Origin of the sequence: Mesorhizobium sp. ES1-4 (genome assembly GCF_020164745.1) — a bacterium.
GTDB lineage: Bacteria > Pseudomonadota > Alphaproteobacteria > Rhizobiales > Rhizobiaceae > Mesorhizobium.
Genome location: NZ_JAIUGV010000013.1, coordinates 58,597 through 84,730 on the forward strand (window position 1 = coordinate 58,597; position 26,134 = coordinate 84,730).

Annotated in this window: 22 protein-coding genes and 5 pseudogenes; 20 read left to right on the forward strand and 7 right to left on the reverse strand. The window is 57.9% G+C overall.

The window, feature by feature from the left end; all coding sequences use genetic code 11:
- Nucleotides 1–127 precede the first annotated feature (127 nt).
- The 8 genes and pseudogenes from LB556_RS23320 (at nt 128) to LB556_RS23355 (ending at nt 10,991) form a co-directional block, all read left to right on the forward strand.
- On the forward strand, nt 128–1,561 hold the full coding sequence (locus LB556_RS23320) for an NAD-dependent succinate-semialdehyde dehydrogenase (RefSeq protein ID WP_063170369.1): 1,434 nt from the start codon (nt 128–130) through the stop codon (nt 1,559–1,561).
- Between the two features lie 27 nt (nt 1,562–1,588).
- On the forward strand, nt 1,589–3,112 hold the full coding sequence (locus LB556_RS23325; RefSeq protein ID WP_063169307.1) for a fumarate hydratase: 1,524 nt from the start codon (nt 1,589–1,591) through the stop codon (nt 3,110–3,112).
- Between the two features lie 493 nt (nt 3,113–3,605).
- The gene (locus LB556_RS23330) at nt 3,606–4,103 is read left to right on the forward strand and encodes an Lrp/AsnC family transcriptional regulator (protein WP_063169306.1); all 498 of its coding nucleotides are present in this window, start codon (nt 3,606–3,608) and stop codon (nt 4,101–4,103) included.
- 1,402 nt (nt 4,104–5,505) lie between these two features.
- The gene (locus tag LB556_RS23335; protein WP_063169305.1) at nt 5,506–6,366 is read left to right on the forward strand and encodes a DUF4231 domain-containing protein; all 861 of its coding nucleotides are present in this window, start codon (nt 5,506–5,508) and stop codon (nt 6,364–6,366) included.
- A gap of 9 nt (nt 6,367–6,375) precedes the next feature.
- Complete coding sequence (locus LB556_RS23340; RefSeq protein WP_063169304.1) at nt 6,376–6,882, forward strand: TIR domain-containing protein; 507 nt, start codon at nt 6,376–6,378, stop codon at nt 6,880–6,882.
- 483 nt (nt 6,883–7,365) lie between these two features.
- Nucleotides 7,366–7,786, forward strand: a pseudogene (locus LB556_RS23345) (IS66 family transposase); the annotation flags it as partial.
- Between the two features lie 190 nt (nt 7,787–7,976).
- Entirely contained in the window at nt 7,977–9,383 is a 1,407-nt protein-coding gene (locus tag LB556_RS23350; protein ID WP_063169303.1) for an aminotransferase, read from the forward strand.
- Between the two features lie 882 nt (nt 9,384–10,265).
- Nucleotides 10,266–10,991, forward strand: coding sequence for a LuxR family transcriptional regulator (locus tag LB556_RS23355; RefSeq protein WP_411908607.1), 726 nt, complete (start codon nt 10,266–10,268; stop codon nt 10,989–10,991).
- 175 nt (nt 10,992–11,166) lie between these two features.
- Here the strand turns inward: LB556_RS23355 and LB556_RS23360 are convergent, their stop codons facing one another.
- A complete protein-coding gene (locus LB556_RS23360) occupies nt 11,167–12,123 on the reverse strand; it encodes an IS481 family transposase (RefSeq protein ID WP_140671221.1) in 957 nt (318 codons plus the stop codon).
- A gap of 438 nt (nt 12,124–12,561) precedes the next feature.
- On the reverse strand, nt 12,562–12,843 hold the full coding sequence (locus LB556_RS23365) for a DNA -binding domain-containing protein (protein WP_063169301.1): 282 nt from the start codon (nt 12,841–12,843) through the stop codon (nt 12,562–12,564).
- 115 nt (nt 12,844–12,958) lie between these two features.
- On the opposite strand from LB556_RS23365, the gene LB556_RS23370 reads away from it, so the two are divergent.
- Nucleotides 12,959–13,192, forward strand: a complete 234-nt coding sequence (locus LB556_RS23370) for a helix-turn-helix domain-containing protein (protein WP_082826573.1) — start codon at nt 12,959–12,961, stop codon at nt 13,190–13,192.
- A gap of 438 nt (nt 13,193–13,630) precedes the next feature.
- On the opposite strand, the gene LB556_RS23375 is transcribed toward LB556_RS23370, so the two are convergent.
- Complete coding sequence (locus LB556_RS23375) at nt 13,631–13,897, reverse strand: DNA -binding domain-containing protein (RefSeq protein WP_063169299.1); 267 nt, start codon at nt 13,895–13,897, stop codon at nt 13,631–13,633.
- Nucleotides 13,898–14,006: 109 nt separating this feature from the next.
- Between LB556_RS23375 and LB556_RS23380 the strand changes: the two genes are divergently transcribed.
- The 9 genes and pseudogenes from LB556_RS23380 to LB556_RS31700 all read left to right on the forward strand — a co-directional run bounded on the left by LB556_RS23380 (nt 14,007) and on the right by LB556_RS31700 (nt 20,837).
- Entirely contained in the window at nt 14,007–14,225 is a 219-nt protein-coding gene (locus tag LB556_RS23380; RefSeq protein ID WP_029354714.1) for a helix-turn-helix transcriptional regulator, read from the forward strand.
- A 657-nt stretch (nt 14,226–14,882) separates the two neighbouring features.
- A complete protein-coding gene (locus LB556_RS23385) occupies nt 14,883–15,827 on the forward strand; it encodes a DMT family transporter (RefSeq protein ID WP_082826572.1) in 945 nt (314 codons plus the stop codon).
- Entirely contained in the window at nt 15,824–17,806 is a 1,983-nt protein-coding gene (locus tag LB556_RS23390; RefSeq protein WP_063169298.1) for an argininosuccinate synthase-related protein, read from the forward strand. Before LB556_RS23385 ends, LB556_RS23390 begins: the two co-directional genes overlap by 4 nt.
- Nucleotides 17,807–18,027: 221 nt before the next feature.
- Nucleotides 18,028–18,255: an aminotransferase class III-fold pyridoxal phosphate-dependent enzyme gene (locus LB556_RS31690; protein WP_263485461.1), complete on the forward strand. Its 228-nt coding sequence runs from the start codon at nt 18,028–18,030 to the stop codon at nt 18,253–18,255.
- Complete coding sequence (locus tag LB556_RS31695; RefSeq protein WP_063169297.1) at nt 18,216–18,464, forward strand: aminotransferase class III-fold pyridoxal phosphate-dependent enzyme; 249 nt, start codon at nt 18,216–18,218, stop codon at nt 18,462–18,464. The genes LB556_RS31690 and LB556_RS31695 overlap by 40 nt, the downstream gene beginning before the upstream one ends.
- Before the next feature lie 308 nt (nt 18,465–18,772).
- Nucleotides 18,773–19,007: pseudogene (locus LB556_RS23400) on the forward strand (aldehyde dehydrogenase family protein); the annotation flags it as partial.
- Nucleotides 19,008–19,075: 68 nt separating this feature from the next.
- Nucleotides 19,076–19,731 (forward strand): annotated as a pseudogene (locus LB556_RS23405) (IS630 family transposase); the annotation flags it as partial.
- A gap of 101 nt (nt 19,732–19,832) precedes the next feature.
- Complete coding sequence (locus LB556_RS23410) at nt 19,833–20,492, forward strand: hypothetical protein (RefSeq protein WP_063169296.1); 660 nt, start codon at nt 19,833–19,835, stop codon at nt 20,490–20,492.
- A 216-nt stretch (nt 20,493–20,708) separates the two neighbouring features.
- Nucleotides 20,709–20,837 carry a hypothetical protein gene (locus tag LB556_RS31700; protein WP_263485462.1) on the forward strand — a complete coding sequence of 43 codons (129 nt, stop codon included), beginning with the start codon at nt 20,709–20,711 and terminating at the stop codon, nt 20,835–20,837.
- Between the two features lie 307 nt (nt 20,838–21,144).
- On the opposite strand, the gene LB556_RS23415 is transcribed toward LB556_RS31700, so the two are convergent.
- On the reverse strand, nt 21,145–21,843 hold the full coding sequence (locus LB556_RS23415; protein ID WP_063169295.1) for an OmpW/AlkL family protein: 699 nt from the start codon (nt 21,841–21,843) through the stop codon (nt 21,145–21,147).
- 38 nt (nt 21,844–21,881) lie between these two features.
- On the reverse strand, nt 21,882–24,044 hold the full coding sequence (locus LB556_RS23420; protein WP_082826571.1) for a prolyl oligopeptidase family serine peptidase: 2,163 nt from the start codon (nt 24,042–24,044) through the stop codon (nt 21,882–21,884).
- A gap of 217 nt (nt 24,045–24,261) precedes the next feature.
- On the opposite strand from LB556_RS23420, the gene LB556_RS23425 reads away from it, so the two are divergent.
- Nucleotides 24,262–24,522: a hypothetical protein gene (locus LB556_RS23425; RefSeq protein ID WP_095769041.1), complete on the forward strand. Its 261-nt coding sequence runs from the start codon at nt 24,262–24,264 to the stop codon at nt 24,520–24,522.
- Nucleotides 24,523–24,615: 93 nt separating this feature from the next.
- Nucleotides 24,616–24,816, forward strand: a pseudogene (locus tag LB556_RS23430) (SMC-Scp complex subunit ScpB); the annotation flags it as partial.
- Between the two features lie 161 nt (nt 24,817–24,977).
- On the opposite strand, the gene LB556_RS23435 reads toward LB556_RS23430, so the two are convergent.
- The gene (locus tag LB556_RS23435) at nt 24,978–25,214 is read right to left on the reverse strand and encodes a hypothetical protein (protein WP_063169293.1); all 237 of its coding nucleotides are present in this window, start codon (nt 25,212–25,214) and stop codon (nt 24,978–24,980) included.
- 116 nt (nt 25,215–25,330) lie between these two features.
- Nucleotides 25,331–26,014, reverse strand: a pseudogene (locus tag LB556_RS23440) (integrase); the annotation flags it as partial.
- Nucleotides 26,015–26,134 lie beyond the last annotated feature (120 nt).

Here is a 26,134-nt window from a genome sequence, read left to right on the forward strand (position 1 = left end):
ATGGATTTAGGCACTAATCGATATTTGACCCGCTGCGACCATCGCGATGAAACTGGCTCAAGCGAGCTCAGCGGCTTCGAAAATTGAAACGGCGCTCGCATGGCCAGAATCACAAGTGGAGCCCGCGATGTCCCACGCCAGGAGCTACGAGCTCTTCATTAATGGCAAATGGCGAGCCGGTGGTAGCCGAGCCACTTTGCCGGTGATCAACCCGGCGACGGAGAAGGTATTTGCCTCAGTGGCCTCGGCTACGGTTCCAGACTTGGATGAAGCTCTTGCTTCGGCAGAACGCAGCCGCAAGGCGTGGTCCTCACGCCCCGCCAAAGAGCGTGGCGAGATCCTCGTCTCTGCCGCCAGCAATCTGGCTGAGAAAGCTGGCGCCGCAGCCAGGGACCTGTCGTCCGAACAGGGAAAGACGATTGCCGAAGCAACAGGAGAGTACGCGCGCGCAGTCGAAACGCTGGAATGGAATGGCCGGCATGCCGATGAGTTGTCGACCCCGATTCCGTTGGGTCCGAACAGGATGATCGTCCCGGAGGCCCTCGGTGTCGTCGCTGCCTTTACGCCGTGGAACTATCCAGCCGTTCTCATCGCCCGCAAGCTCGCCCCCGCGCTGGCGGCAGGCTGCCCGGTGATCCTCAAAGGGGCCGAAGAGACGCCAAGCGTGGCTGTCCATGTCGTGGAATCTTTGCGTCAAGCAGGGATACCGGAAGGCGTGGTCAACCTGGTGTTCGGTGTTCCTGTGCATATATCACGGCATCTGCTCAGTTCGCCAATTGTCAAAGTCTTGACGTTCACGGGGTCGACCGCTGTTGGGAAACAGCTGGCCACACTGGCCGCGAATAATCTGCAGCGCTGCATCCTTGAGCTCGGTGGACATTCCCCGGTTATTGTGTGCGAAGATGCCGACCTGGCAACGGCGATACCGGCTATTTCGGAATACAAATTCGAGTGCGCGGGCCAGAGTTGTAATGCGCCCAGCAGGATTCTTGTCGCCCGATCCCGCTATGAGGAATTCCTGTTCCGGATGACGGAGGCGGTCCGAAAAATCAGGATCGGTCCACCGGATGACCCTGCAACGCAGATGGGTCCCATGGCAAACGCGCGGCGAATCGAGGCCATGCAACGCCTGACCAAAGATGCGGTAGAGGGCGGCGCCCAAATCGAGACCGGTGGCATCCCCCTTGACCGACCGGGGTTTTACTGGCCGCCAACCATCCTGACTGGCGTACCGAAGGAAGCGAGAGTGCTTCATGAAGAGCCGTTCGGACCAATTCTCACCGTGGCTCCTTTCGATACGATCGAAGAGGCGATCGATGAAGCCAACGCCACGGAGTACGGTCTGGCCGCCTACTTGTTTACTGGCGCGGCCGATACGCAACAGAGGCTTGTGGGCGGTCTTTCTGCGGGCGCTGTTAGTGTGAATTACCTGAAAGGGGTTTCCGCTGATGCCCCTTATGGAGGAGTCAAACAAAGCGGCTATGGATATGAAGGCGGCGAGCAGGGGGTGCGAAGCTTCCAGATTCTGAAAATGGTCAATGGCCTCGGTTCATTTGGATAAAATCCGGTGGGAAACAGAACACGGACCATGGCCGGTAGCGACATCACAAGGAGCGTCGCCGACGCCCTTCAGTACATCTCGTACTATCATCCTCCAGATTATATCCGGTCTCTTTCTCACGCATACACGCGAGAACAGAGCCCGTCGGCGAAGAATGCCATAGGTCAGATTCTGCTGAACTCCCGCATGGCGGCCTTTGGGCGGCGCCCGATTTGTCAGGACACCGGACTTGTGGTTGTCTTCGCAAAGGTCGGCATGGATGCCCGCATTAAGTCAACAGCCAGTTTCGCGGATCTTGTGAATGAGGGCGTACGTCAAGCCTATCTCGATCCGGACAATCCCCTTCGGGCATCGATCGTTGCGGATCCCCTCGCTAGACGGGTCAACACCCGCGACAACACACCGGCAGTTGTCCATGTCGACCTGGTGCAAGGTAACCAGATTGAGATCACCATCGCCGCGAAAGGCGGCGGGTCGGAGAACAAGGCACGTTTTACCACCCTCAATCCCACCGCCTCCGTTTCCGACTGGGTGGTCAATACCGTTTCGACCCTTGGCAGCGGGTGGTGTCCACCTGGACTGATCTCTGTCGGCATCGGTGGTAGCGCTGAAAAGGCGATGCTGCTGGCCAAGGAGGCCATGAACGAGCCCATAGATATGGCGGAACTGATCGCAAGGGGGGCGTCAAGCGCAGAAGAGGGGCTGCGGATTGAGCTTTATGAGCGGATCAACGCGCTTGGTATCGGCGCCCAAGGCCTTGGTGGTCTGACGACAGTCGTTGACGTCAAGGTTGCGACCTATCCTACTCATGCAGCGTCCAAGCCTGTGGCGCTCATCCCGCAATGCGCCGCCAACCGGCACCTGAAGTTTACTTTGGACGGCTCTGGACCCATCAGCCTCCAGCCGCCCGATTTGCGCGAATGGCCCGACATCGGAGCCGACGAATTGAACCCAGCCGGCGTCCGGCGGGTCAATTTAGATACGCTTACGAAGGAAGAGACGGCATCGTGGCGCTGCGGTGAAACGCTCCTGCTTTCTGGAAAGATGCTGACGGGCCGTGACGCTGCCCACAAACGAATGGTCGAACTGATTGATGCCGGCAAGCCGCTCCCAGTCGATCTGAGGGGCCGCGTGATCTACTACGTCGGTCCCGTCCGGGCAGTGAGGAATGAAGTCGTTGGACCCGCCGGTCCAACAACCTCCAGCCGCTTGGACGATTTTACGGACAAGGTGCTCGCCGAAACCGGCCTTTTCGCGATGGTGGGCAAAGCGGAGAGGGGACCGGCGGCCATCGCGTCGATTGTAAGACACAGAACGCCATACCTTGCTGCAGTGGGTGGCGCTGCGTACCTGATTTCAAAGTCGATTAAGGCGGCGCGGATTGTCGCCTTTGAAGACCTGGGCATGGAAGCCATCTATGAATTCGATGTGCAGGACATGCCCGTCGTCATGGCTGTCGATGTTGAGGGAAACTCCATTCACAATTCCGGGCCTCTTGAGTGGCGTAAGCGTATGGCAGCCGACAGCATCGCACGCAACATCGGTGTTTGAGTCTTTCCGGTTGGGCGATTTCGGCCAGACCCGAGCGCCAAATTATCGGGCAAGCCATAAGACGAGCGGCATTTGCGGTGCCCTGCGCCTCGGCGAGCCGGCCAAGCAAGGCCTTCAATTCACCCTAATAGTTGAATGTGCGAGTGAATACTGCATTGAGTATGCCGTCCATGCGATCGAGGGTCGAATGCAGTCGCGCGTCTATCAAGTACGGCAGCGAGATTCAAGAAAATCGGTTATCTATTTATCATGGTCTCCGCCGCCGCCGACTATTCTCTCCAGCTGCACCATTGCCCCGTTGGGCGTTGGGGCGATAGCCAAATTACTTCTGCAGCTTTTCTCAGCGGATCGCTCACCCTCAGCTGATTTTCGTACCCCATTCTGGCACATCTCGGGCCTGGAACGGATGCCTTCCACTGCTACATTCGCTCGTTTCAATTGATGATAGAATTGATCGGCACACAACGCGATGTCATCGCTGAGAGCATAGGTTATGAAGTCGAAACCCGATCCCGTGCAACTCGACAGTTGGGACCTGCGGATCCTCTCCGAAATTCAGGCAGACGGTCGGATTTCAAAAAGTGAGCTTGCAAAACGAGTTCATCTTTCGGCGTCCGCCTGTTCGGAGCGGCTCCGAGCACTCAAGGCCGCGGGGATTATTGAGGGATTTTATGCGCGGCTGAGTCCTGCCCTCATCGGCGGCATGATCTTTGTGATGGTGGAGGTCGTGCTGGATCGTCATCGTCTTGAGGACCAACGACACTTCGAAACTGCTATCCAAGACATTCCGGAAATCCTGGACTGCTGGGCAATTGGGGGGCGCGTGGATTATCTGATGCGGGTCGCATCTCGTTCTATGGCCGCCTATCAGGATTTCATGGAGGGACTGCTGCAGGCAGGCTTGGGGATTGATCAATACTATAGCCTTGTCGTCACGAAACCAGTGAAGTCCAATTCACCGATACCTTTGTCCGCCCTGAGGCAACGGTAACCCAAAAGCTAAGTTTCAACGGCGTTTGGCACGGATCCCGTAGATTCGTCGGCAAAAGGCACCCATTCCGACGAAACTCAAGGGACATTTGCGGTATACTAATTGCTGGAAAAAGGTGGCCGAGCGCTATCCGCCAGTTGATCGCGAGCAAGGACGATGCGCTTGAGCAATCTGGAACCGATCTATTCCAGGAGAGGATCGAAGCAGCCATCGGACGCACTTGCCCAGCACGGTTACGGCGAGAAGCCAAACCGGATCGTGCCTGGTTGAGGAGGCGTCCATATCTAAGATGCGAAGTGCCGAAAAATGCCTCTACCGCTACTTCAAGGGGGGAACTTTCGCCCTGGATTGGCGATCAGTGGCGATTGAGCTTAGTCGCGGTCAGCGCATCCGTGTAGGGGGCGAAATCTACAGCGAGGGTTTGGCAAGCCGACGGGTAGCGGGAGTGCAAGCTGGCCCGCTCGGCCTTGGCGACCAACCCGGCCCTCGACGCCTGCGGACATTCGGAGATCGCGTTTTTACGTCCTAAGTTCGTTGCTGTTCGAGATTAGGAGATCGTCTGTCCTGTTTGACATTGCTGGTCTCCGCAGCCTTCTAAGCGAGGAGCATGGCTGTGCCGGGATCGCGTAGGTGGGTGACAAGGCCGGTCACTCCTGCCACCCGACGTGGTCTTTGAGAAGGTGGAGGTTGCGCTACCGGCTGGAGAGCATGGTGCCAGTTTTCACAAGACAAGGGTCGCTTAATCGAATGGGCGTCAAGTTCATAGATTGCGAACAGATCATGGGGGGATTTGAATAGTGCTACTGACCGAGGCAGAGCTGAAAAGAGTTGCGAATGCCAGTCGAGGACATAGAGCCGCATCGATCGTTCTAAAGGAAGAGACGGCCGCAGCTACAGCCAGATCGTCATTCGACGTTTTTCTGTCACATTCTTTCAAGGACGCAGAGATCGTTCTCGGTGTGAAGCGAATTTTCGAGGAGCTTGGGTTCACTGCTTACGTAGATTGGGTCGAAGATTCACAACTGGACCGCACAAAAGTCTCCTCGGCCACCGCCGAGTTGCTGCGGACCCGTATGAGGCAGTCAAAGACGCTAATCTATGTGCATTCAAACAATTCTCCAGGATCCAGATGGATGCCTTGGGAGCTTGGCTTTTTCGATGGGTTTCGGACCGCGGTAGCGGTTCTGCCCGTGGCAAAAAATTCTTCGGAAACATTCTCCGGGCAAGAATTTTTGGGCCTATACCCTTACATTGATGGGACAGGACCTGCATTCCTGTTTATGAACAGAGGGACCGCGCCTCGCTCAAGAATAGGCTCTGTAAGCTCGACTGCTAACCTCACGTTTGCCAAATCCTGGCTTAAAGAATTTACCGCCACAAAATAGACTGGTGTGCTTCAAAAATGAAATATCCTGGACTCTATAATAGCGCCGACGTGGCATCCAACGAGCAGCAGGCGACGTTTCTGCGCCTGATCCGGGCAGAGTACGTTCTTCTTTTTTTAGCGTCGGTGCTCTCTTTGGACTTGTCGCCATCAAAAGCCTATTTCGGTGTCTATGCTGCGGTATTTCTTTGCTCAATGGGAGTCCTCATTTTCCGGTCGGTCACAAAGCCCGAGCAGGTCTGGTATCAGGCTCGAGCTCTGGCAGAGTCGGTGAAGACATTGACTTGGCGCTTCGCGATGCGAGCACAGCCGTTCGATGACGCGCGCGCCGCTGACGCCAGAGCTGATTTTCGAAAGCTCATGGAAGGTATCCTTGATAGCAATCGTCACCTTGGTAGCGCGTTGAGCGGCACCGATTCAGCATCCCCCCAAACAACCGACCAGATGATGTCGATAAGGGACTCCCCGCTAAAAGAAAGAAAAGACCTATATCTGCAGAGACGAATCTGCGACCAACGGAAGTGGTACGAGAAGAAGGCGCGCTCGAACAAGAGGTCCGCGAAAGTCTGGATGGGCCTTGGTATTTTTGCATACGCTCTGGGATTCTCGTTCATCGTAGTACGCATCGCTGACCCCGCGATGCCAGGCTGGCCGACCGAGCCGCTAATTGTCATCGCCGCCTCCCTTATTGGGTGGACCCAGATCAAGAAATTTAACGAATTGGCATCGGCTTACACGTTGACAGCTCACGAGATCGGCTTGACTGCCGACCTTATTACGGACGCCAACTCGGATGAGGCATTCTCCGCCGCGGTGAACGAAGCCGAACTGGCTTTCTCACGGGAGCACACCCAGTGGGTTGCTCGTCAAAACAACTAAGAGACAACAATGGCATACAGCGATCCGACCTATGTAATATTTGACGGCGATGAAGACGCTTGGGCATACCGCTTTATGAAAGGGTGGAACGCCAGCGAGAATGTGAGTTTTGAATTCGCGAACGCTCACGATCTGGACAATATGACGAGCCGAGCACAGGACGAAGATTATGTTAAACGCAATCTTCGCAACAGAATGAATGGATCGAGCCAGGTACTTGTCCTGATCGGTGAGAAGACGAAAAACCTTTTTCGCTTCGTGCGCTGGGAAATGGAATTGGCTCTTGATCTAGGTCTGCCGATAATCGCAGCAAACCTTAACGGCTCGCGGCAACAAGATGTGAGCTGTCCGCCTATCATCAGGGACAAATGTGTTGTGCACGTGCCGTTCAAGATGAAGGCCATCAAGCACGCGCTAGCCAATTGGCCGAGCGAATTTCATCGGCTTTCAAACGCTCAGCGTGGCGATGGCGCCAGGAGCTATGGCGAAAGCACCTATCGCGATCTCGGCTTATAATCGCCACCTAAAAGCACTTAGCCGCCCAAACATCCTCGCCATCCGCTGGCGGCGACTAGCCTTAGCAACGTCCGCCAGCGTGTTCCGAGCTTGCCGAGCGATGATAAGAAGAGCACGACGTCCGATTTGCTGAGTTTGGCTGAAAGCTGCAGGTCATGTGCAACCTATTAGAGGAGCCCCGCTCGAAGCGTCGGATCGTCAGACAAGATCATGTCGCGCGAGGGCGCTGGTTTCGCGAGGAAAAGGAGCGGCTGTTCGATGTTTGAGGCTTGATCCAGCGTTTCGAGACTGCACGAGCGGCCAGCATTGATGGAGGCAGCTTTTCAGGCCGCGCAATTCTGTCGGCTCGCCCCCTCCTGCGAGCCGCAGCTCGGCTCGCCCTGCGCAGCAACCACGAATTTGCGATCGCAAGAAAGGCAACACGCTGACGATAGAACTTGGCGGCGCTGGTCGGCTGCGAATCAAGATGTCAATGGCAAGGAGCTCTCGCCGCGCGTCTTTGCCGGGCCGAACCTTCTGGCTATGCTCCTTCGAGAAGTCTGCCGAGCACCAGCCGCCGCACCGCCAAAGCTATCAATATGCGCGAGGGCACGACCTCAGCCTCTCAGCGCTGGCCAACCAGGTTGGAGCCTGTGCCGCGGCACGGAACCCGCTGCCTGCTGATCGAGGCGAATGTGCTTTGCCCCTGATCACCTCATTACCACCCTTGGGAAGGGCAAGACCGATCCGGACCGTCAGAATGTAAGGGATGACCGGCAGTTCGGCGGAACATGGCCGCCGGCGCTCTATCGTGCCTCGCGCGGCCGGCGGGAACAGCGTCCCGAGCGCTATTCATCCGTCAATATCGCCCGCTAATCGGGCACTATGCTGGGCGCATGCGCGTCGTAAGCTGTTCGTGTTTGCAGGACGCGCCCCCGACCCTCGGCTAAGGCGAAGGTGACGCCTTAGTTTTCACGGCAATTCGGGCCGATCCCGCGAATTTCACGGCGAATAACCTGCATTCCCGAGAAACTCAAGGGACGTTTCCGGTATGCTATTTGCTAAACAGGTGGCTGGCCGAGTGCCCTCCGCCAATTTATCGCGAGGAGAGGGACATGCGCTTGAGCAATCTGGGAACCGAGCAACTCCGGGAGAAGGATAGAAGCTTCGTCTTCCATCCTTCTACGCATCTGGCCAAGCACAGCCGAGGCGAAACGCCAAATAGGATTATGGCCGGTGCGGAAGGCGTCTATATCTGGGACACCGAAGGCCGAAGGAGCCTCGACGGTTTCGGAGGACTCTACTGCGTCAACATGGGATATGGATGCACGGAGATCGCCGAGGCCATTGCCAGGCAAGCACACGAATTGCCGTTCGCGCACGTCTATGCCAGCCAAGGTACGGAGCCGGTCGCCCTGTTGGCAGAGGCCGTGGTCGAGTATTTCGGTCAGAACATGCGAAGGGTCTATTTCGGCCTCTCCGGTTCCGATGCCAACGAAACCAACATCAAGCTGGTCTGGTACTATAATAACATTCTTGGCCGGCCCGAAAAGAAAAAGATCATCTCGCGAAATCGCGGCTATCACGGGTCTGGATTGGTCACGGGTAGCCTAACTGGCCTTCCCTTCTTTCACAATTTCTTCGACCTGCCTCTGGATTTGGTGCGCCATACAACCACGCCGCACTATTACCGCCAGGCGCGTGTCGAGGAGAGCGAGGAAGCGTTCTCCCGGCGCTGTGCCGATGAGCTTGAAGCCTTGATCCTGGCCGAAGGACCGGAAACGGTTGCAGCTTTTATCGGAGAGCCGGTACTTGGGACAGGAGGTATTGTGCCGCCCCCCAAAGGGTACTGGACGTCCATTCAAGCGGTGCTCGACAAATACGATATCCTTCTAATCGCGGATGAAGTGGTCTGTGGCTTCGCGCGAACCGGCGAGAAGTTCGGTTCCCACCTGTATAACATGCGTCCGGATTTCGTGACCATCGCAAAGGGTTTGAGTTCCGCCTACCTCCCCATCTCCGGGTCAATCATTGGCGACCGTGTCTGGTCGGTTTTGGAACAAGGAACTGAGAAGCACGGCGCACTCGGCCACGGCTGGACATATTCGGGGCACACGCTTTGTGCCGCAGCCGCGCTCGCCAATATTCGACTGCTTAAAGAAAAAAATATTCTGGAGCATGTCCGCGATGTTGGACCGTATTGGCAAGACCGGATGAAGGCCGAGCTGGCGGGACATCCCATCGTTGGTGAAGTTCGCGGAGTGGGTATCCTGTCGGCCGTAGAGATGATGCGGGACCCAAAACAAAGGATACCATTCGAACCCGACCTTCAGGTCGGGGTGCGCACTGCAGCTGCTCTGTTTGAGAATGGTGTCATCGGACGGGCCATGCCGCATGGCGACATCCTCGGTTATGCCCCCCCCCTGATCATTACCCGAAAAGAGATCGACATCATTGTCGACGCGACGGTAAAGTCGGTCGATACCACCTATCGCGCGCTGAAGGCCGAGGGTGCCGTATGATTTTGCGATCGCGAAGGAGCGAGTCCGGAGGCAGGCATGTCCCTGCGCGCTACTGCGCCGAGCAGACCCAAAACTGTTGAATTCCAGATATCTGATCTTGAGCATGCTCCGGGCTATTTCAGTCACGATTTGTAACCGAATCAGTTCTGCCGCCGCTGTCCTGTTGCCCAACGACCAGGACCTCTGTGCGGCGCGCCCTGCGGGTGTACCTCCCCGCCGGCAGGGCGCCCTTTTTGACCCACGTAATCAGTATCATTATGGCCCGTGCGGGATCGAGGGTCTGGTAAAGGTCATCTGCACGTTCCGATGCAGATTGAGCTTAGACGTGCCCTTTACATCATTGCAGCGGGCCATAATCATTGCGGTGAATTTTATCACGTCAGGTATATAGAAGGACGATACTCACACGCCACCCCGTTCACAAGGAAAGGCATTTTAATATTGTTGAGACGATTTGCCTATCAAAGAAAAGAAAGCATCGCAACACTTCTTTGCGGATCACGGCGCCCCGGGTGGGGGATGAGCGGCTATCCGAATTGTTATGCTAATGCCGACCCAAATTCCTGCAAAAGCTGGGGTCAATGATGGCTTTTGGTCAGCGCAGGATGATTTCTCCTGATTTGGTCGGTGCAGGGGCGGTCATGATTTAATGCATGGAGATTCTCTGATTGAGCTGTTGAGATCATGAGGCGTCTGCCAGACGCCCATCGGGTGAGCCCAGCATGATTGGGATGACCGACGAAGATCGAAAGTGTGGCAGCATTCTGGAGCCCGGTCAGCCCAGCGACGCCCGCGAATTCAATCACGTTTGTCGGGACATACACGACGCAGCCGGAAGGCGTGCAGAAAGAGGAAGAATCGAGCGCGACGATGACGAGGCACATGCCACTTGTTTTCGAGACATTCCTTGAAAGACTGTCACAGAGTATCGATGAGGCAGATTTCCGGGATGCCATGGCTGAGGCGGCCGGACGACTTGACCTAATCTTCTTTGCCTACCTCTCCTTGCCAGCACGGCCTTCCGGCAAACCGAGGTTAATTTCAAACTATCCACCCCGCTGGACCAGACAGTATCTGGAAAATCAGTATGAGAAACTCGATCCTGTGGTCTTGCGTGCTCGAAATGGCGGCTGCCCGTTTCACTGGGGATCGAATTTGGGAGGCGATAAAATGTCGCCGGCTCAACAGCAGCTATTCGATGAGGCGGCTCAATTCAGCATCTGCTGCGGTTTGACGATCCCAATTGTCGATCTCCGCGGCCGCATCGCTGCGGTTACTTTTGCCGCCGATGAGCCTCGTCCAGTATTTCTTCGGGTCGCTGAGCGGTACGAACAAGCTCTTCAACTGATGGCGGCCTGCTTTCATCGTTGCGTTCGCCGCAAATTGCCGAGCGATCGAACAGTGGATGGGGTTTCGCTGACATCCCGCGAATATGAGTGCCTGAGGTGGGCAGCGCGGGGTAATTCAGCCTGGGTGACCGGCCGCATCTTGGGTATCAAGCCACGCACGATCGCTTTTCATTTGGACAATGCCAAGAAGAAGCTAGGCGTGCGAACCCAAAATCAGGCTATAGCCCTTTTGGGGTCCGAAGGGTCCTCAATTGTCTGAGAAGCTTTTTGATCCCCTTGTGCTCGGGCCATTCGATCGCGCGCTTTGTATCGAGCGTTGACTGGATGCCGAGATCTTCTGTTCCGCCGGCTCGGGCGATGCAGCCGTATTCTTCCAGTCCGCGCCGGTGATCATAGTCTATGGGTGCTCGAGCGGGTGTGTCGTCGCTGACGAGCTAGTTGTGGAGCCTCAACAGGTTGTCCTCGGTTAGAGCGAGGCGACTGATAGGTGTTTTGGACTTTAGGCTCCCGTGGGGACGGTGCCAATTGTATCTGTGCAGCCAGACCGGCAACTCTGCGGCGCGGTGATCTGAAGTCGGATAAGCGATGGCATAAGCCCATTCGCGCAGTGCTGTCTGGATGAAGCGCTCGGCCTTGCCATTGGTCTTGGGCGTATAGGGTCTTGTCGTGACGTGCTTGAGGCCGAGATCGCGGCAGGCCTTGGCGAAGGCCTTTGATCTGTAGCAGGAGCCGTTGTCGGTCATGACGCGGGCTATCGTGACGCCGAGGCTGGCGTAATAGGCCACCGCCGCCTTGAGGAAGGCGATGGCGCTTTCTTTTTTCTCGTCGGGCAGGATCTGCGAGAAGGCGATGCGGGAGGCGTCGTCGATGCAGACATGGACGAACTCCCAACTGCTGCCGCGCGAGCTGGCATTGCCGGTGCGCTTGCCGGTAATGCGATGACCGATGCGCTCGAAACGACCGAGCTTCTTGATATCGATATGGATCATCTCGCCAGGATGCTCGCGCTCGTAGCGTCGGATCGGCTCGGCCGGTTCGATATCCCGCAACCGCGACAGTCCGGCACGCTTGAGAACCCGGCTAACGGTGGCGGGCGAGACGCCGACCTCATGGGCGATGTGCTTGCCGGTCCAACGTTGCCGCCGCAGCGCCATGATGCGCTCGGCGATCAACGCAGCGGTGGCCTGCGGCATATTGGCGGGCCGCGAGGAACGGTCGATCATGCCGGCCCGCCCTTCGGACTTGTAGCGCTCGACCCAGCGCGCCACGATCTTGGCCGACACGCCGTAGACACGCGCCGCATGGGCTTTGGAGAAAGCGCCTTCTATCACCGACAGCGCCATCTCCTCTCGACGCAGCGGTGTGAGACGGGCATTCTTATGGATGTTCATTCGGACCCTCCGGTGAGTGCTGAAGCTTGGTAACTCCAGTCTCCCCGGTCCGGTCCGAATGGACAACCTCCCGAAAGCTCACAGCTAGTCGTGCGGTTATATAGTTTCCGAGGATGGCCCGCTTGCATACCTGCCTGCCGGTAATCTCTAACCCTTGACTTAGGGCGATGGCTATCGGTTATGCGGCTTGAAAGCGAAGAGGTGGACCCTTCGTCGAGCGCCGGTACGATATGGAGTGCTGCTCCGGGCTAATACCCATCCAGACAGAGCGGAACCTTCTATCACGTCAGACGCTCGGACAGTTGCCAAACCCCGATTTCCTGGGAACTGAATTGTGCTCGCCACCGGGTCCATTTTGCCGGCGCGTCTGTGGTGCAGGCCCCGATCAGCCTGACCAATGGCACAGGAACGCTTCTATGACCGAGCACTGCGAATTTGTCAGCTGGCGAACAATTCCTTGTAGCCGCTCGTCACCATCCAGTTCGCACGGTCGAGATGACTACGAAGCGCCTTCCTGGCGCGCTCCGGTTCAAGTGCCGGATCAATGCCGAGGATCAGTTGGGCCATTTCCTCTTCGGGCGCCTCATCGGCTGAGGCGTCCAGGAGCCTCATATAGATGGTAAAGTGCGCCCTGTCGTAGGCGGTAAGACGGTCAGACCAAGGGACTTCGTCGAGCAGTGTTGAGCTTTGAGTCCTATCTGTTCCCGTTGATTGATTCATGTCTGCCGCGAACCTCGCATGTTGATCGCTGGATCCAAGGCAGAATATCCCAAAATGGGATAATCCGAAACGGGGATTAGTCGCTGAGCCGGTCTCTACCTGCCGGTTCACCTAAATGCCCAAATCTCTTCGATCTCCCCGCCACCAGCGGTTTCTGGCCCAGTTGATCTCACTGCGCAATGTCAAAGGGCTGACGCAGGCGCAGGTGGCTGAGAAGCTTGGTCGTCCGCAATCTTTCGTGGCGAAATATGAGGGTGGCGAACGGCGTCTCGATGTCATTGAGTTTCTCGACGTAACTGCGGCCCTCGATGCTGATCCGTGTGAGATTCTGTTGAGCCTGCGCACGTAGTGGGCGCCCGCGCCCATCACCGCGCGTGCCGTGTGCCGGTGGGTCGAGCCCCGATTTTCTTGGCTCTGGCGTCTCGACCATTCCGCTGCGCCTCCTAGCGCGTCGTTAGACTCTCGCAATTCGCTCTGTTTTGTGCCTTTCTCAGCAGGTGGCGCCGCATCCTTCTAGGCCCGCCGCGGCGTCCCGCAACCCTTAGCCAGCTGTGAGCTTTCAGTAGGTTGTCCATCCGGCCCTTCGGATGCGGTGCGGCTCAGACGGCGGACCCGTTCCTGTCATGATTCGCCGCCGCACCCATTCCTGGGAAGCAGCCATTGGCGAGCGGAGGACAAAATGATGAGACAGCGAAGCGCTGGGCCATCCGCGCTGTGGTGATACGTCGATGCATGGCGGTTGCGCGACTTCGTTGCTTGAAGCGAAGCGACCGCACCGCCCATTTCGTCAACTGGCGAACAAATCCTTGTAGCCGCTCGTCACCACCCAGTTTGCACGGTCGAGATGACTGCGAAGAACGTTGCGTGCGCGCTCAGGTTCGCGTGCCGGATCAATGCCGAGGATCACTTTGGCCATTTCCTCTTCAGTGGCGTTGTCGGCCGAGGCGTCCAGGAGCCTCATATAGGTTGTAAAGTGGTCCTTGTCGTAGGCTGTAATGCGGTCCGACCAGGGGACCTCGTCGGCGAACGGCGTGTTCGATCTGGGCTGCAACATCGCTAATTCTATCTCCGGCCAATGGACCCGCGAAGCCCTGTGCCTGCTAAATGTGGATTACATATTATAGTTGATAAACTCAAGCCGCCTGATCCGCTGGCTTGCGTGCATGGATATGCGCAAGTTGGTCGGACGGAATGTGCAGAGGATCAGGCAAAGGAAGCGCCTGACGCAGGAGCAGCTTGCGGAGATTTCCGGGTTCAGTCAGCAGTACATCAGCGGCTTGGAGAAAGGCCGAAGAAATCCGACAATTATCACGATCTATGAACTGGCATTGGCCCTCGGCGTCAGCCACATGGATCTGGTTCGGCCCGACAAACAGGCATGATACACCCGCCCTCCAAGTAGCTGGCCGCCTGATGGCGCGCGCCGGGTGCTCGTGAACCCAGGCTTTTCTTAGGGTCCCCCGGCAGCCCCTGCCATTTGGCTCGCCCTGGCCCGGCGCACCCTATTGGACAGTCGGCCGCTGCGGTTTTTGTCAGCCTTTCCTGGGGCGGTCGGCATTGCCTTTTAGGCCCGCCGCGGCCTCCCGCAACCTTCGCTCTCGCTTCAGGTCCTTCTCTTGGTTACGATCCTTCGGATGCGGTTCGCCTCTTTCAGCGGGCCTAATCGCTTTCTGCCGCCCACCCCACGGGGACAGCCACGCGAGACTAGTATGGAGCGTTGCGGTTAGCGCACGAACAGCAAAGGAACTGAAAAAACAGGCAACTGTCGAAGCATGGCTGAACCAGCCATCGTGTCGGCATCTTGGAGCCGCGTGTTCGCCTTGAGGCCCTGCCGGTAGGATCCCTGCAGTTGAAGTCATTGTCGGCATTCTGACAACAATGGACATGAACCGCCGAACTATCAAGGCGACCAGGTTGTTGTCTAGCAATGGTTTTCCGAATCGGCACGGCACTTGCGTTACCAAAAACAAGTACGCCGCGGCACGGATCGCCCAAGAGGCTGAACGACCTGATCTGTTTGACCCTCGCAGCAGGGGTGGATGGCTAACACAAAGGAAACTTTGAAGGTGGACGTTTTCGAAAGTTCTCCAATACCTGTCAGGAAAACACGGACGCCATCTTTCTCGGTGGATCTAGCCTTGCTGGGAGTCGCATTCGTTTGGGGGGCGAGCTATCCGGTCGGGAAAGGCGCACTGTTCTACGCGCCGGTTTCGATACTTGTTCTTTATCGCTTCCTGATTACTACGATCATTACGGCAGTGGCTGCAAGACATGAGATCGCATTGGTCTCCTGGGGCGATTTCATCCGCGGCTTCGCATTGGGAACAATACTTTTTTGCATCTTTATTGCTGAAACTTACGGCGTTGCATCGACAAGCGCAATGAACACGGCCTTGATCATATCGCTTTGTGTGATTTTCACGCCGAGCATCGACTATGGGCTATCACGGCGACTTCCACCTACGGGCATTTTGGCAAGTGCTGCCATAGCGTGCATCGGTGTCGGCATTCTCACTGGCGGGATCAGCAGGTTCAGCCCGGGTGACGCGCTTGTCTTGGGGGCCGCGATTCTGCGAGCGGTTATGGTCGTTTCCACCAAACGCCTTCTGGCCGGCCGGCAGATTTCATCTGCAGCCCTGACGGCCATCCAAGGATCGACGGTGGCAACACTTACTTTCGTTTTGGCCGTCGCTCAGTTCGGAATTTCAGGCCTTGTTGTGAGGGCCACCCTTCAGTTTTGGGGCGCTGTTGCCTTCCTTGCACTCTTCTGCACCCTCGCTGCATTCTACATTCAAAATGCCGCAGTGAGAAAATCCACACCGACACGGGTTGGCTTCTTGATGGGAACAGAACCTTTTTTTGGTTTCGTTCTAGCGCACCTTCTTCTGAATGAGCCTTTGACAGTACCGAGCTTGATAGGCGCAGGCCTCGTCCTCGCTGCGACGTTTGCTGGCATCTGGTTTGAGAGCAGGACATCCAAATGAACCCCATCTTGGCTTCCACCAAACCCGCCATCGGCGGCATTTCGAGTTTTGAAGATCTGGAGGCTTTTCCGGACCGAACCGCACCAGTTGCAACCATGTTCAGCGGCGGTCTCGACAGCACCTATCTTCTCTACAAGCTGCAAAGCCTTGGCTTTGCGAACATTGAAGCTGTCGCAGCGGATGTCGGAACGCGCATCGATCAGCCTTTGTTGGAACGGACGGCAGCCATGTTCGGCGCGCGCTTTGTCTGCCTCGAAGGGCGGGATGCCTTTGTCGAACAAGGCGTGAAATCAGCCATTCGAGCCCACGCCAAGTACCTTGGCATCTATCCGTTGAGCAGTTCGTTGAGCCGTCCCATAATCGCATCTTTGGTTGTTAATCATGCTAGGTCAATCAACTCACGGCTGGTTCTTCATACAGCAAACCTTTCTCAAAACAGTCTTCCGCGCCTTAACAATAGCATTAAGCGCTCAGGATTTTCCGGCAACTTCGGCAGTCCGTATGAATGCTCTGTGATATCCCGACAACAGAAGACCTCCGACCTGTCCAAGTGTGGAGCGACTTTTGTGGCGGACCGCACGTGGAGCGCGGACGAAAACCTCTGGTGTCGGGAATTCGAGTCGGGGCCTTTGGAAGATCCCGAGAACTTTTCCATCCCCGAGGAGGCATTTGCTTGGACGCGCCACATTCCCGCAGAGCAGCCGGTAGAGATCAAACTCGGGTTTGCAGACGGAAGTCTCGTGTCAATTGATGACCGTGATGTTGCATTGGTCGACGCAATCCCGTTCCTGAATAACACGGTCGGCAAATTCGGGCACGGCCGCTTTGTCGGGCTTGAACACATCACAACCGGCCAAAAGGTTCTCGAAGTCCGCGAGGCCCCTGCCGCGGCCATTATCTTCGACGCGCTGCGTCACCTCGAAACCGCTTCTCTTGACGTGGCATCAATCGTTTTGAAGCAAGGGCTTGAGCAAGCCTGGTCCCAAGAGGCGGTTTCAGGTGCATGGGGCAGTACTATTCACCAGATGTGCGAACGGGCCATTGCATCCGCCCTCGAGGGCGTTAGCGGGAGCGTCAGCTACATAGTCGATCACACACGCTTTTTACCTCGGTCGATCCGAGCCAGGACGCCGAGATACATTAGGGACCGCGACCTTTGGGAATACCAAGCCGCAACCCACATAGCGTTGTCCAAAGCGTTCCGTCCTCGCCAAGTCACCAAAAGGGAGACACCCGTGGAAAACAACGCACCCCAGGCGCCGGCCAACCTCAGTCAACAATGCACTGACGGTCTGGTGACAAATGGATGGTGGTTTTCAAAAGGCGAGCGCGCCGAAGCCTGCTTTGGCATCGAAATTGATGCAGCCTGGAAGAACTTTGCTGACCATTGGAATCGACTTCTTCTCGATGAATACATGCGTGACGGCGGAACATATCGTTACCGGCGCTATAGCGCTTTTGAATATGACGCGACTGACGGAATCTTTAGGCTCCTACCCCACGCCCCCTACGAACAATCAAAAAGTGTCAATCATCTGAATGGCGGCTTCAAGCGCCACTTCGAGCCCCTTGAAAACTCCTTTATAGACCATCCCGTCTTAGAAAAGATTCTGACAGGTTTCTGCAGAATTCTATGTGAAGCCGCCCGACATGATCGTTGGAATATCAAGATCCATCCCTACCGGATTGTCGCGCGCGATGGTGTAAATGGCAAACCGGCACCCGAGGGCCTTCACCAGGACGGGGTGGACTTCATTGCTTGCTATATGATTGGGCGGGTCAACGTCACCGGCGGCATGAGCATGATCACCGACGCCTCAAAGGAGTTCCTCGGCGAGGTCGAAATGAACTCCCCGAATGATTTTGTGATCTGCAACGACCGCGAAACCTTTCACGATGTATCGTCGATTGTGGCCGAAAACCTGAAAATGCCGTACGCTTATCGCGACGTCCTTGTGATCGCCTTCGAGAAATTATAACGCCCAGCGCGCCGAGAGCATTTTCAACAAGGTTCAATACTGCTTGGTATCCTCTCGGGTGTTCCTGGTGCGGGAACAATGCAGGATTAATTTCTTGCATCTAAACACCTAGATAGCAGTTTCGCCTCTCTGGTATGATGGTTTTTGGCCTCGCGGATCTCGCGTAATACGAATGACCGTGGACACCCCCGATCTTCGCAAGAAAGTGAGAAATTATCCTCATGCTGTCCGACGAGGTGGTCTGCGGCTTCGGAGGCACCGGGAACTGGTTTGGTAGCCAGACATTTGGGATGGAACCGGACATGCTCTCGATCGCCGGGGGGCTTTCATCCGGTCACCTGCCCATTGGCGGCGTCATTATCTCGACAAGATTTATCAATGCGCCGCTGACGAGGCCCACAAGGTCGGCGTGTTCGGTCACGGTTTCACCTACTCCGGTCATCCGGTGATAGCGGCCGTCGCCGCCGAGGCGATCAGGATCTACAGCGAGATCGATTTCGTGACCCAGGCGCGTCGTCTCGGCGATCACTTGCATGGAGCCCTCGCGGACGCGCTCGGCGACCATCCGCTTGTCGGTGAAGCCCGCGGCCGCGGCTTCATCGCGGGGGTTCAGATCGTCGAGGATCGTGCGCCCGTCGCGTCTTCGCGCCCGAGCTGAGGATCGGCGATGTCGAGCGGCGGTGCCGCGAGCACGGCGTCATGATCCGCAATATGGGAGAAGTGCTTGGAATCTGTCCGCCCTATATAATCACCGAAAGCGAGATCGACCCCTTGGTTGACGGCATTCGTTCTGCACTCGACGGCGCCGCTGCTGCGAATTCCCGGGTCGGTCGGGTGGCATGAGTTCCAGCATTAAGACCGACTGCTTCACTTCAGTGGATATTATCGAGCAAACGCTCACCCGAGGGGTGCACTTCATCCGTGTCCGGTACAAAACGTCACCCATGTCTCAGGTCGGGCACGCCGCTCGCCAACGACACCGAGTTCGGCCTCGCGGCCTACTTCTACACCGGCGATCTCGGTCGCGCCTTCCGCGTGATGGAAGGACTGAAGTACCGGCGTCAATGAAGGCCTGATCACCACGCCGGAGGTGCCGTTCCGCGGCGTCAAGGAATCGGGCCTCGGCAAGGAAGGCGGCCTCCAGGGCATCGTGGATTATCTCGACACCAAACATGTCTGCATCGGCGGTCTCGGCGTCTAGTGGTTCCCGCCTGACATAGGAGTCCAATCAGAGATTCCCTTTCTGGCCTGCGCGTGCGAGTCTGGCGCATGCGCACAGGAAGATCGTTCACCGTTTCGTCGGCCGATCGCGTCCGTCTGACGGCGCTGATCAGGGATCGCAACGCCCCGCAAAAGCATGTCTGGCGCGCCGAGATAGTGCTTTTGCCCGCCGACGGCGTCGGCACCGGCGAGGTCATGCGCCGCATCGGCAAGTCGAAGACCGACGTCTGGCGCTGGCAGGAGCGCTTTGCCGCGGAAGGCTGTGACGGGCTGCTGCGCGACAAGACGCGACAGTGGCGCATTCCGCCGCTCGGTCCCGATGTCGGCGAGCGCGTCGTGGCACTGACGCTTGCCGATCCGCCGGGCGAGAGGACCCACTGGACCGCCGACATGATGGCGCAAGCCGCCGCAATCAGCGCCAGCGCCGTCAGGCGCATCTGGAAGGCGCATGGTCTCGCACCCCACCGCTGGCGCCAGGTTCAAGCTCTCCAATGATCCGAAGTTCGTCGACAAGTTGCGCGCCGTCGTCGGCCTCTATCTCGATGCGCCGGCCCATGCCATCGTTCTGTCGGTCGATGAAAAGAGCCAGATCCGGCGCTCGACCGCACCCACCCGGCCTGCCGATGAAGAAGGGGCGGCTCGGTACGATGAGGCACGACTACAAGCGCAACGGCACCACCACCCTGTTCGCCGCCCTCAACGTCCACTATTGTCCCGTTGACGAGAATATCATCTTAGTTGCTTGTAAAAATTTGTTCTCCACTTCCGTCTCCATCGTATCTCAGTCAACGCGATGGAGCAGGAAATGACTACAAACATTGTGAAACTGGAAGAAGGCAGGGCAATCGGCTCTAATCGTGACGTGCCGCTGTCAGATCATGAGGCGGAAGCCCTAGGGCATCTTGCGGTGGCGCTGAGTGGCATTTCGACGACCATTCGGTCCGCCGCCTACAAACACGCGCTAAACTCTAGTCACGCGATGAAGCCCCTAAAGGAGACGGAGGACGCGCTTACCGACTACGACGCCTTGGCGAGGGCGGCGGGCCGAAAGCAGCCGAAAGCGGCGGAGGAGGACGACAGGAAGGGGGACGCCCTAGCGAGAGAGGCCGCCGCACAGGTCAGCAGGGTCGATCAGACCCGATCTTCCCGCTGGAGCAGACCGCGAAGGGTACCGGTGGCATCAACGGACTACGTTCGGCAGGTGGTCATGGCAGATAGTCAGCTTGGAGCAGTGTCGGCACTGGTAAACGCGCGGCGAGTGGCTCCAGAACGCTTCCATGCTTCTGTTCCCAGTGTAGATAATAATCCGGATGCTCCGCTTCTGACCTCTTTTTCGGACTATCTGAGCAGGGTGTGCGGACTGGAGTCAAAGTCCCGCGAAGGCGTTCTCCTGGGCAGCCGCCGCTTTCTGGATTGGTTCCATCACCACCATTCCCGGCCAAGCCCTCGGCGCGTTGACGGCTGAGCATGTCCTTGCCGCTGTCGAACATCGGCTGTCACTATCGGCGACCTCCGGTACCCGCACCGGCAGCAACTTCTCACATCGTATTGGGCTGGCCACCACGACCAGAATCTCGCGCGCGTCGTCCCCAGGACGCCCCACTGGCGTTTGGCTCATCTAACCCTCGAACTCGGCTACGGCCCGTCGACGGTCTTCTTCACATGGGTCGGATTCGACGAAATGGACGAGGTCACAGGCGACGGCCATGCTGAACTGCTCGACGACGGCTCCATCGACATCACCTTCTATCACAACGGCGACGAGGCAATCCTCAAGGCCAAACGGGACACTTCTTCAACGGCCTGCTAGGAGATCCGTGTTCGCCTTGCGCTGACAAAGAAGCTCACACATGACGTCCGGGAGACGATGCTGGCAAATGGTCTGGCTGAAGCATTCCACCCACAATACCAAAGCCCGTCCCGATCCAAAGCGCTTCTAAGCACTCCACCTCAGGCGCAAGGCCGGTTGGCCAGTGCATCTTCTTGGTCCGCCGGAAGAGAACCCCGCCCGACAATAGCTTCATGAGGTCTTGCGCTGCAGTGTCGACCGTAAAAAAGGGCGCGCGAGGCGCCCTTCATTTAAACCGGCAGTCGGGAAGCAGACTTCACTCTGATATTCAAAAGCGGTAGGTGACACCTGCGCCTATCAGCCAGGGATCGAGCTCCGCCTTCCCCGTCAGCTTCGCGCCGGTCACCGTGACGTCGAAGTCCGGCTTCAGGAAAAGCTTCTTCACGTCGAAGTTGAGGCCCCAGTGCTGGTCCACCATGTAGTCGAATCCGACCTGCAGCGCCGTGCCGAACGTGTTCTTCACCTTGAGAGCATCAGCGCTGCCAGTGTCCTGGTTGTAGAAGATCGTGTAGTTCACGCCGGCGCCGACATAAGGCTTGAACGCGCCGAGATCGGTAAAATGGTACTGCAACGTGAGTGTCGGCGGCAGCAGCCAAACTTTGCCGATGTTGCCCAACCCTCCGATCGTCCCTTGGCCCGCGATGTTGGCATAAGTGGTACCGAGTATGAGTTCGGCGGCGATGTTGTCGGTGAAGAAATACGAGATATCGAGTTCCGGCGTCACCGTGTCCGAATACGAAAGACCGGAGCCGGGAAGCGTATCAACGTAGCCCAGATCTTTCGTAACGACGCCCAACGCCCGCAGGCGGACCTGCCAAGGGATTGGCGCTTCGGTGACCGAGGCTCCCGTCTCCGCCAGGACGGTCTCTGCTTGCGCAGGCTCCGCGGCGACGGCCTGCTGTCCCACCATGATCAGGGCCACCGCCGCTGCTGTTGCCCGCGCTACGCCCATTCGCGTTCTCGCCATGAGATTCACTCCTTGATGTTCAGAAAGGATGCACTGCACTATTTCGTCTCCTGCTCGAATGAATTGTTGATGGACCTCAAATGCCCCTCTTGCGTTGCAACGCGTTCCGCCGTCTCCGGAGGGTGATCGTTGAAGCCGATTGCGCTGCGGAGAAAATTGGTGCCTAGACTGATGAATGCGGCTTGCTCCCGATTGTCCTCGCCGCAGCCGTGCCCGCCTGCGCTGGCCTCGTAGAAGTAAGCGGGATAGCCAAGAGCCTGCAGTTTTGCGGCCATCTTGCGCGCATGGCCCGGATGGACGCGGTCGTCGCGTTTCGTGGTGGCGATCAGGATAGGCGGATAGGGCTGTCCCGGCGCTGCGGCGTGATAGGCGGAGATTTCCTTCAGGAAAGCCCAATCGTGAACCTTGTCCGGATCGCCATATTCGTCGATCCAGCTCGCGCCCGCCAAGAGCTTGGTGTAGCGACGCATGTCGATAAGCGGTGCTGTGCAGAACAGAGCCCCGAAATGCTCAGGATAGCGGGTCAGCATGTTTGCGATCAGCAGGCCGCCATTTGAGCCACCCTCGGCGGCAATCCGCCTCGGCAGGGTGATGCCCCTTCGCACGAGGTCGGAGGCAACGGCGGCGAAATCGTCGTGGGCGAGACGCTTGCCCTCCCTGCGCCCGGCTTCGTGCCAGCGGGTGCCGAACTCGCCGCCGCCGCGGATGTTCGCCTCGACACACGTGCCACCGCGCTCGAGCCACAGCTTGCCCAGCGGGGAGTTGTAGTAGGGCAGGAATGATACGCCGAACCCGCCATAAGCGGAAAGGTGAATCGGAGCATCTCCGTTCCCGTTCGCCGGACCAACCTGCGTATAGGGGATCAGCTCATGATCGATAGAGACTGCCTCGTGGCGCGTGACCACCAGTCCGGATGCATCGAAATTCTCCGGGCTGCGCTTCAGGATTGCTGAAGCGCTGAGAGACGGCGCGGCATTCAGATCGAACAGCAAGAGCTGCGGCGGCGTGATCGGATCCTGAGCACAGATCAGGACCTCTCCATTGGTCTCGTGAACTGCCGCATCGAATGACCAGACGTCGACAGTACCTTCGGCGGGCAGGGTGTTCAGGACTCGGCGCGTCCATTCCTGGTGGCCGGGAGTGAACATCTCGAAACGCGGTGCGAGATTGACGAGGTAAGAGATAATGAGCTTCCCGTCATTCCAGAAGAATGACTGCATGGAGCGCCTTTCCCCTGGTTGAAACAGGGTCTCAAAACGGCGTCCGCCGGCGAGGAAAGTGGAAAGCGAGATGACGATCAGCGCGTCGGCGGGATGGGTGGTGCCTCCCACCGTCCAGGGCTTGCGCGGCCTTACCGCCAGCCAGTCGCCGAAGACCCGCCACGACGCGTCGCGAGGAAGATCGATCTGCCTCCTCGGCCCGCTCCTATCGCCGATCCAGCTGATCTTCTCGAAGAAGGCCGGCTGCTCGATGAACCAAAGGCGCTCGCTGCGGCCGGTGCGGTCCGAATGACCAGACACTTGGAAGCTTTCGAACCCGGCCTCGAAGATTGCCGGCGTGGTGAGGGGATCCGCGTCACGCTTCCACAGTCGAACTGTGCGCGCATAGCCGGAGCGGGTGGCCATGCCATTACCAAGCGCACTGGAAAGCAGAAGCGTGTCAGGGTCCAGCCAATTAACGTAGCCTTTGGCCTCGGGGAGGTTGAAGCCGTCGGCGACAAAGCTCAGAGAAATCAGGTCGAATTCGCGATGCACGACCGCGTCGCTGCCGCCGCGCGACAGGCGCAGAACGGCTCTTTCCCGTCTCTCCGGCTCGATGGACGCGCCGTCCCAGATCCAGTCCTCTCCGTCGCTAGCCGCGAGAGCATCCAGATCGAGCAGTAGCTCCCATTGGGGATCCGCCTTCATGTAGGCGGCAAGGGTGGTCCGGCGCCACAGTCCGCGTGGATTACCGTCATCTCGCCAGTAATTGTAGAGGTACTGACTACGGCGCGCGATCAGGGGAAGATTGTCGCGATTGTCGAAAATGGCTGTCAGAGCCGCGCGGTCGCGCTCGAACTGCGTTCCACCGAAGTGCTTCAGAGTCCTTGCCGATTGGCCGGCGGCCCAGGCAAGTGCCCGCTCGCCCTCTACATCTTCAAGCCAGACATAGGGATCGTCGTCGGGAGCATCAAGCGTTGGACGGACATCAAATGCGTTCATGTCCGGACAGCCTTCAGAAAGAAGGGATAGAGGCTTCCGTCGGCTCGGGAACGCTCAGTGTCGGTAGCGGCGCCCACATGTTCGAAAAGCGTGATCATTGATGAGTTCTTCCAGTCGGTGCGGCATCGCAGTGCTTTTGCGCATAGGGCCGCAACCTTCGTGCCAACTGGGAAAATCGTTTCGGAACAATGCGATCGCTCTGGAAGCGTTGTGTCACATGTCCGACATCGTCGAGAATCCGACAACGAGTGCTCCTCCTAATCACCGGATCAACCTCCGGCGCCAGTCGTGGACACTGTGCAGAACTCGAGAAGTGAAGCTCATTGGAGTGAACCTGGTTGACGCCCAACATCTTCGCTCTGGAGCGCTTCACGCACACGGATTCATGGCAGACACCATGATGCGATCGATGCTGTTAGAGACCAAGCTGGCTGCGCCTGTGAGTTTCAGCCGCCAGCTGGAAGCAGCGGAGTTCTGAGGAGAAGGGTGGGGGGCCCAAGCCCTGCCGCAATCTTGGCCTGCACCGTCCCCTTGATTGTTGTGGGTCAACGTCTGCCTGCCCGCTGAATTTGGCACGCCTTACACCTACGTCACGACCAAGACCTTCCTGTTGCACTTCGGCCTCGACACACTGCGGGATTTGCCCGATTTCGAGGCGATTGAGGTTGCCGCGCTGCTCAGCAAGGAGAAGCTGCTGGCGGGCGATACTCCCATCGGGCTGGTGAGTGGTGGAGGAGGTGAGGAGCGACACTCCAAGGCCAGGACGGGCTAGCGCAGCAGATACATGGAAGTAATCGCTTGATATGAGCGGTTGAGAGTCGAATCAGGGAACTATGCGATCACTATCGATAAGAGGTGGCAATATCGATCGTGATTGTATCGGGCCACTCTACGGCGAAGGAGGCGGCAACTTGTGTCTCCGACCCGAAACGATTACCTTGCGGCCATTATGAGCAAGCATTTGGCATCCGTCTTGACGACGTGAACGCGCCCTGCAGCGTACAGCTGGACGACGCGGCGCTGGCCGATTGCTTTGCGGATCTCGATTTGGCCAAGCAGCATCCCGCTCATGTCAGCGCCTTTCTCGGCGAGGTCCCTCTCGCCCAGCAAGTCGAGTTCGCAACCGCGCACCACATTCGCGGTCGACGAGATGAAGGCTTTTGCCGCCAAGTTCTCTGCCTGGTCCGGCGAAAGCTATCCGCTCGCCGCATAATGGCTGGACATGATAGCCGACGCCCGTCCCGAATGGCGGCGGCTTTTTCGTATTATATCGACCTGATCGACAAGATGCGGCGGAACAGGGGTCCACGTGCGATGCGGCCAAAGCGGATCCAGCTCTCGAGCGCGACTACGGGGTAGGTGTGGTCGCTGGAGCCGCGGCCGACCTCGACCTCGCGCCAGCCGGTCTTGCCGCGCAGGGTGACCAGCAGCCCTTGCCGTCAAAAATCTCGATCCAGCTGGCGCCATCGCTGTTGTCGTCGCGCATGACGTCGAGACCGACGATCTCGGAGCGCCGCAGGCCGCCGCCACAGCCCAGGAGCAAAATAGCGCGGTCGCGCAGGCCCTGAGGTCGTGGCCGAGCGTGGCGATCATCGCCAGCAGATCGTCGCCAGGACCGCCTCTTTCTGCCGCGGTGGCTTTGCGTGCTTGCGGCGAATGCCGGCAAGAACCTTATAGATATGCCGCTCCGCGCGGTCCAACGGCCGGCCGCGCTGGGTAAAGTTCCAGGCGAGGCCGGAAAGCCGCCGCTCGATGGTCGCAAACTAAAGGGCAGGGGCGCCACGCTTCGGATCGCCGGCGGCGGTGCCCGAGGCACAGGCGCTGATATTGAGCCTGATCACCTTCGAGCCCGGAGGCAGGGGATCGAAGCCAGCGCGCCGGCACCAGGAGGAAAAATGCCGCCAATCCTTGGGGTAGGCGTCGCGCGTGTTCTCCGAGGTGGCGTTGTAGCCCCTCGCGGTCTCGACCAGTTCCTGGACATGCGCCGGGACTCTTTGAGCCGGGTCTCCATCTCCTTGTAGAGCTTGTCAAGCTCGCCATCGACTGGCTTCAGGTCGTCGATTGAACATTGCGTCATCATAGGCTTTGTG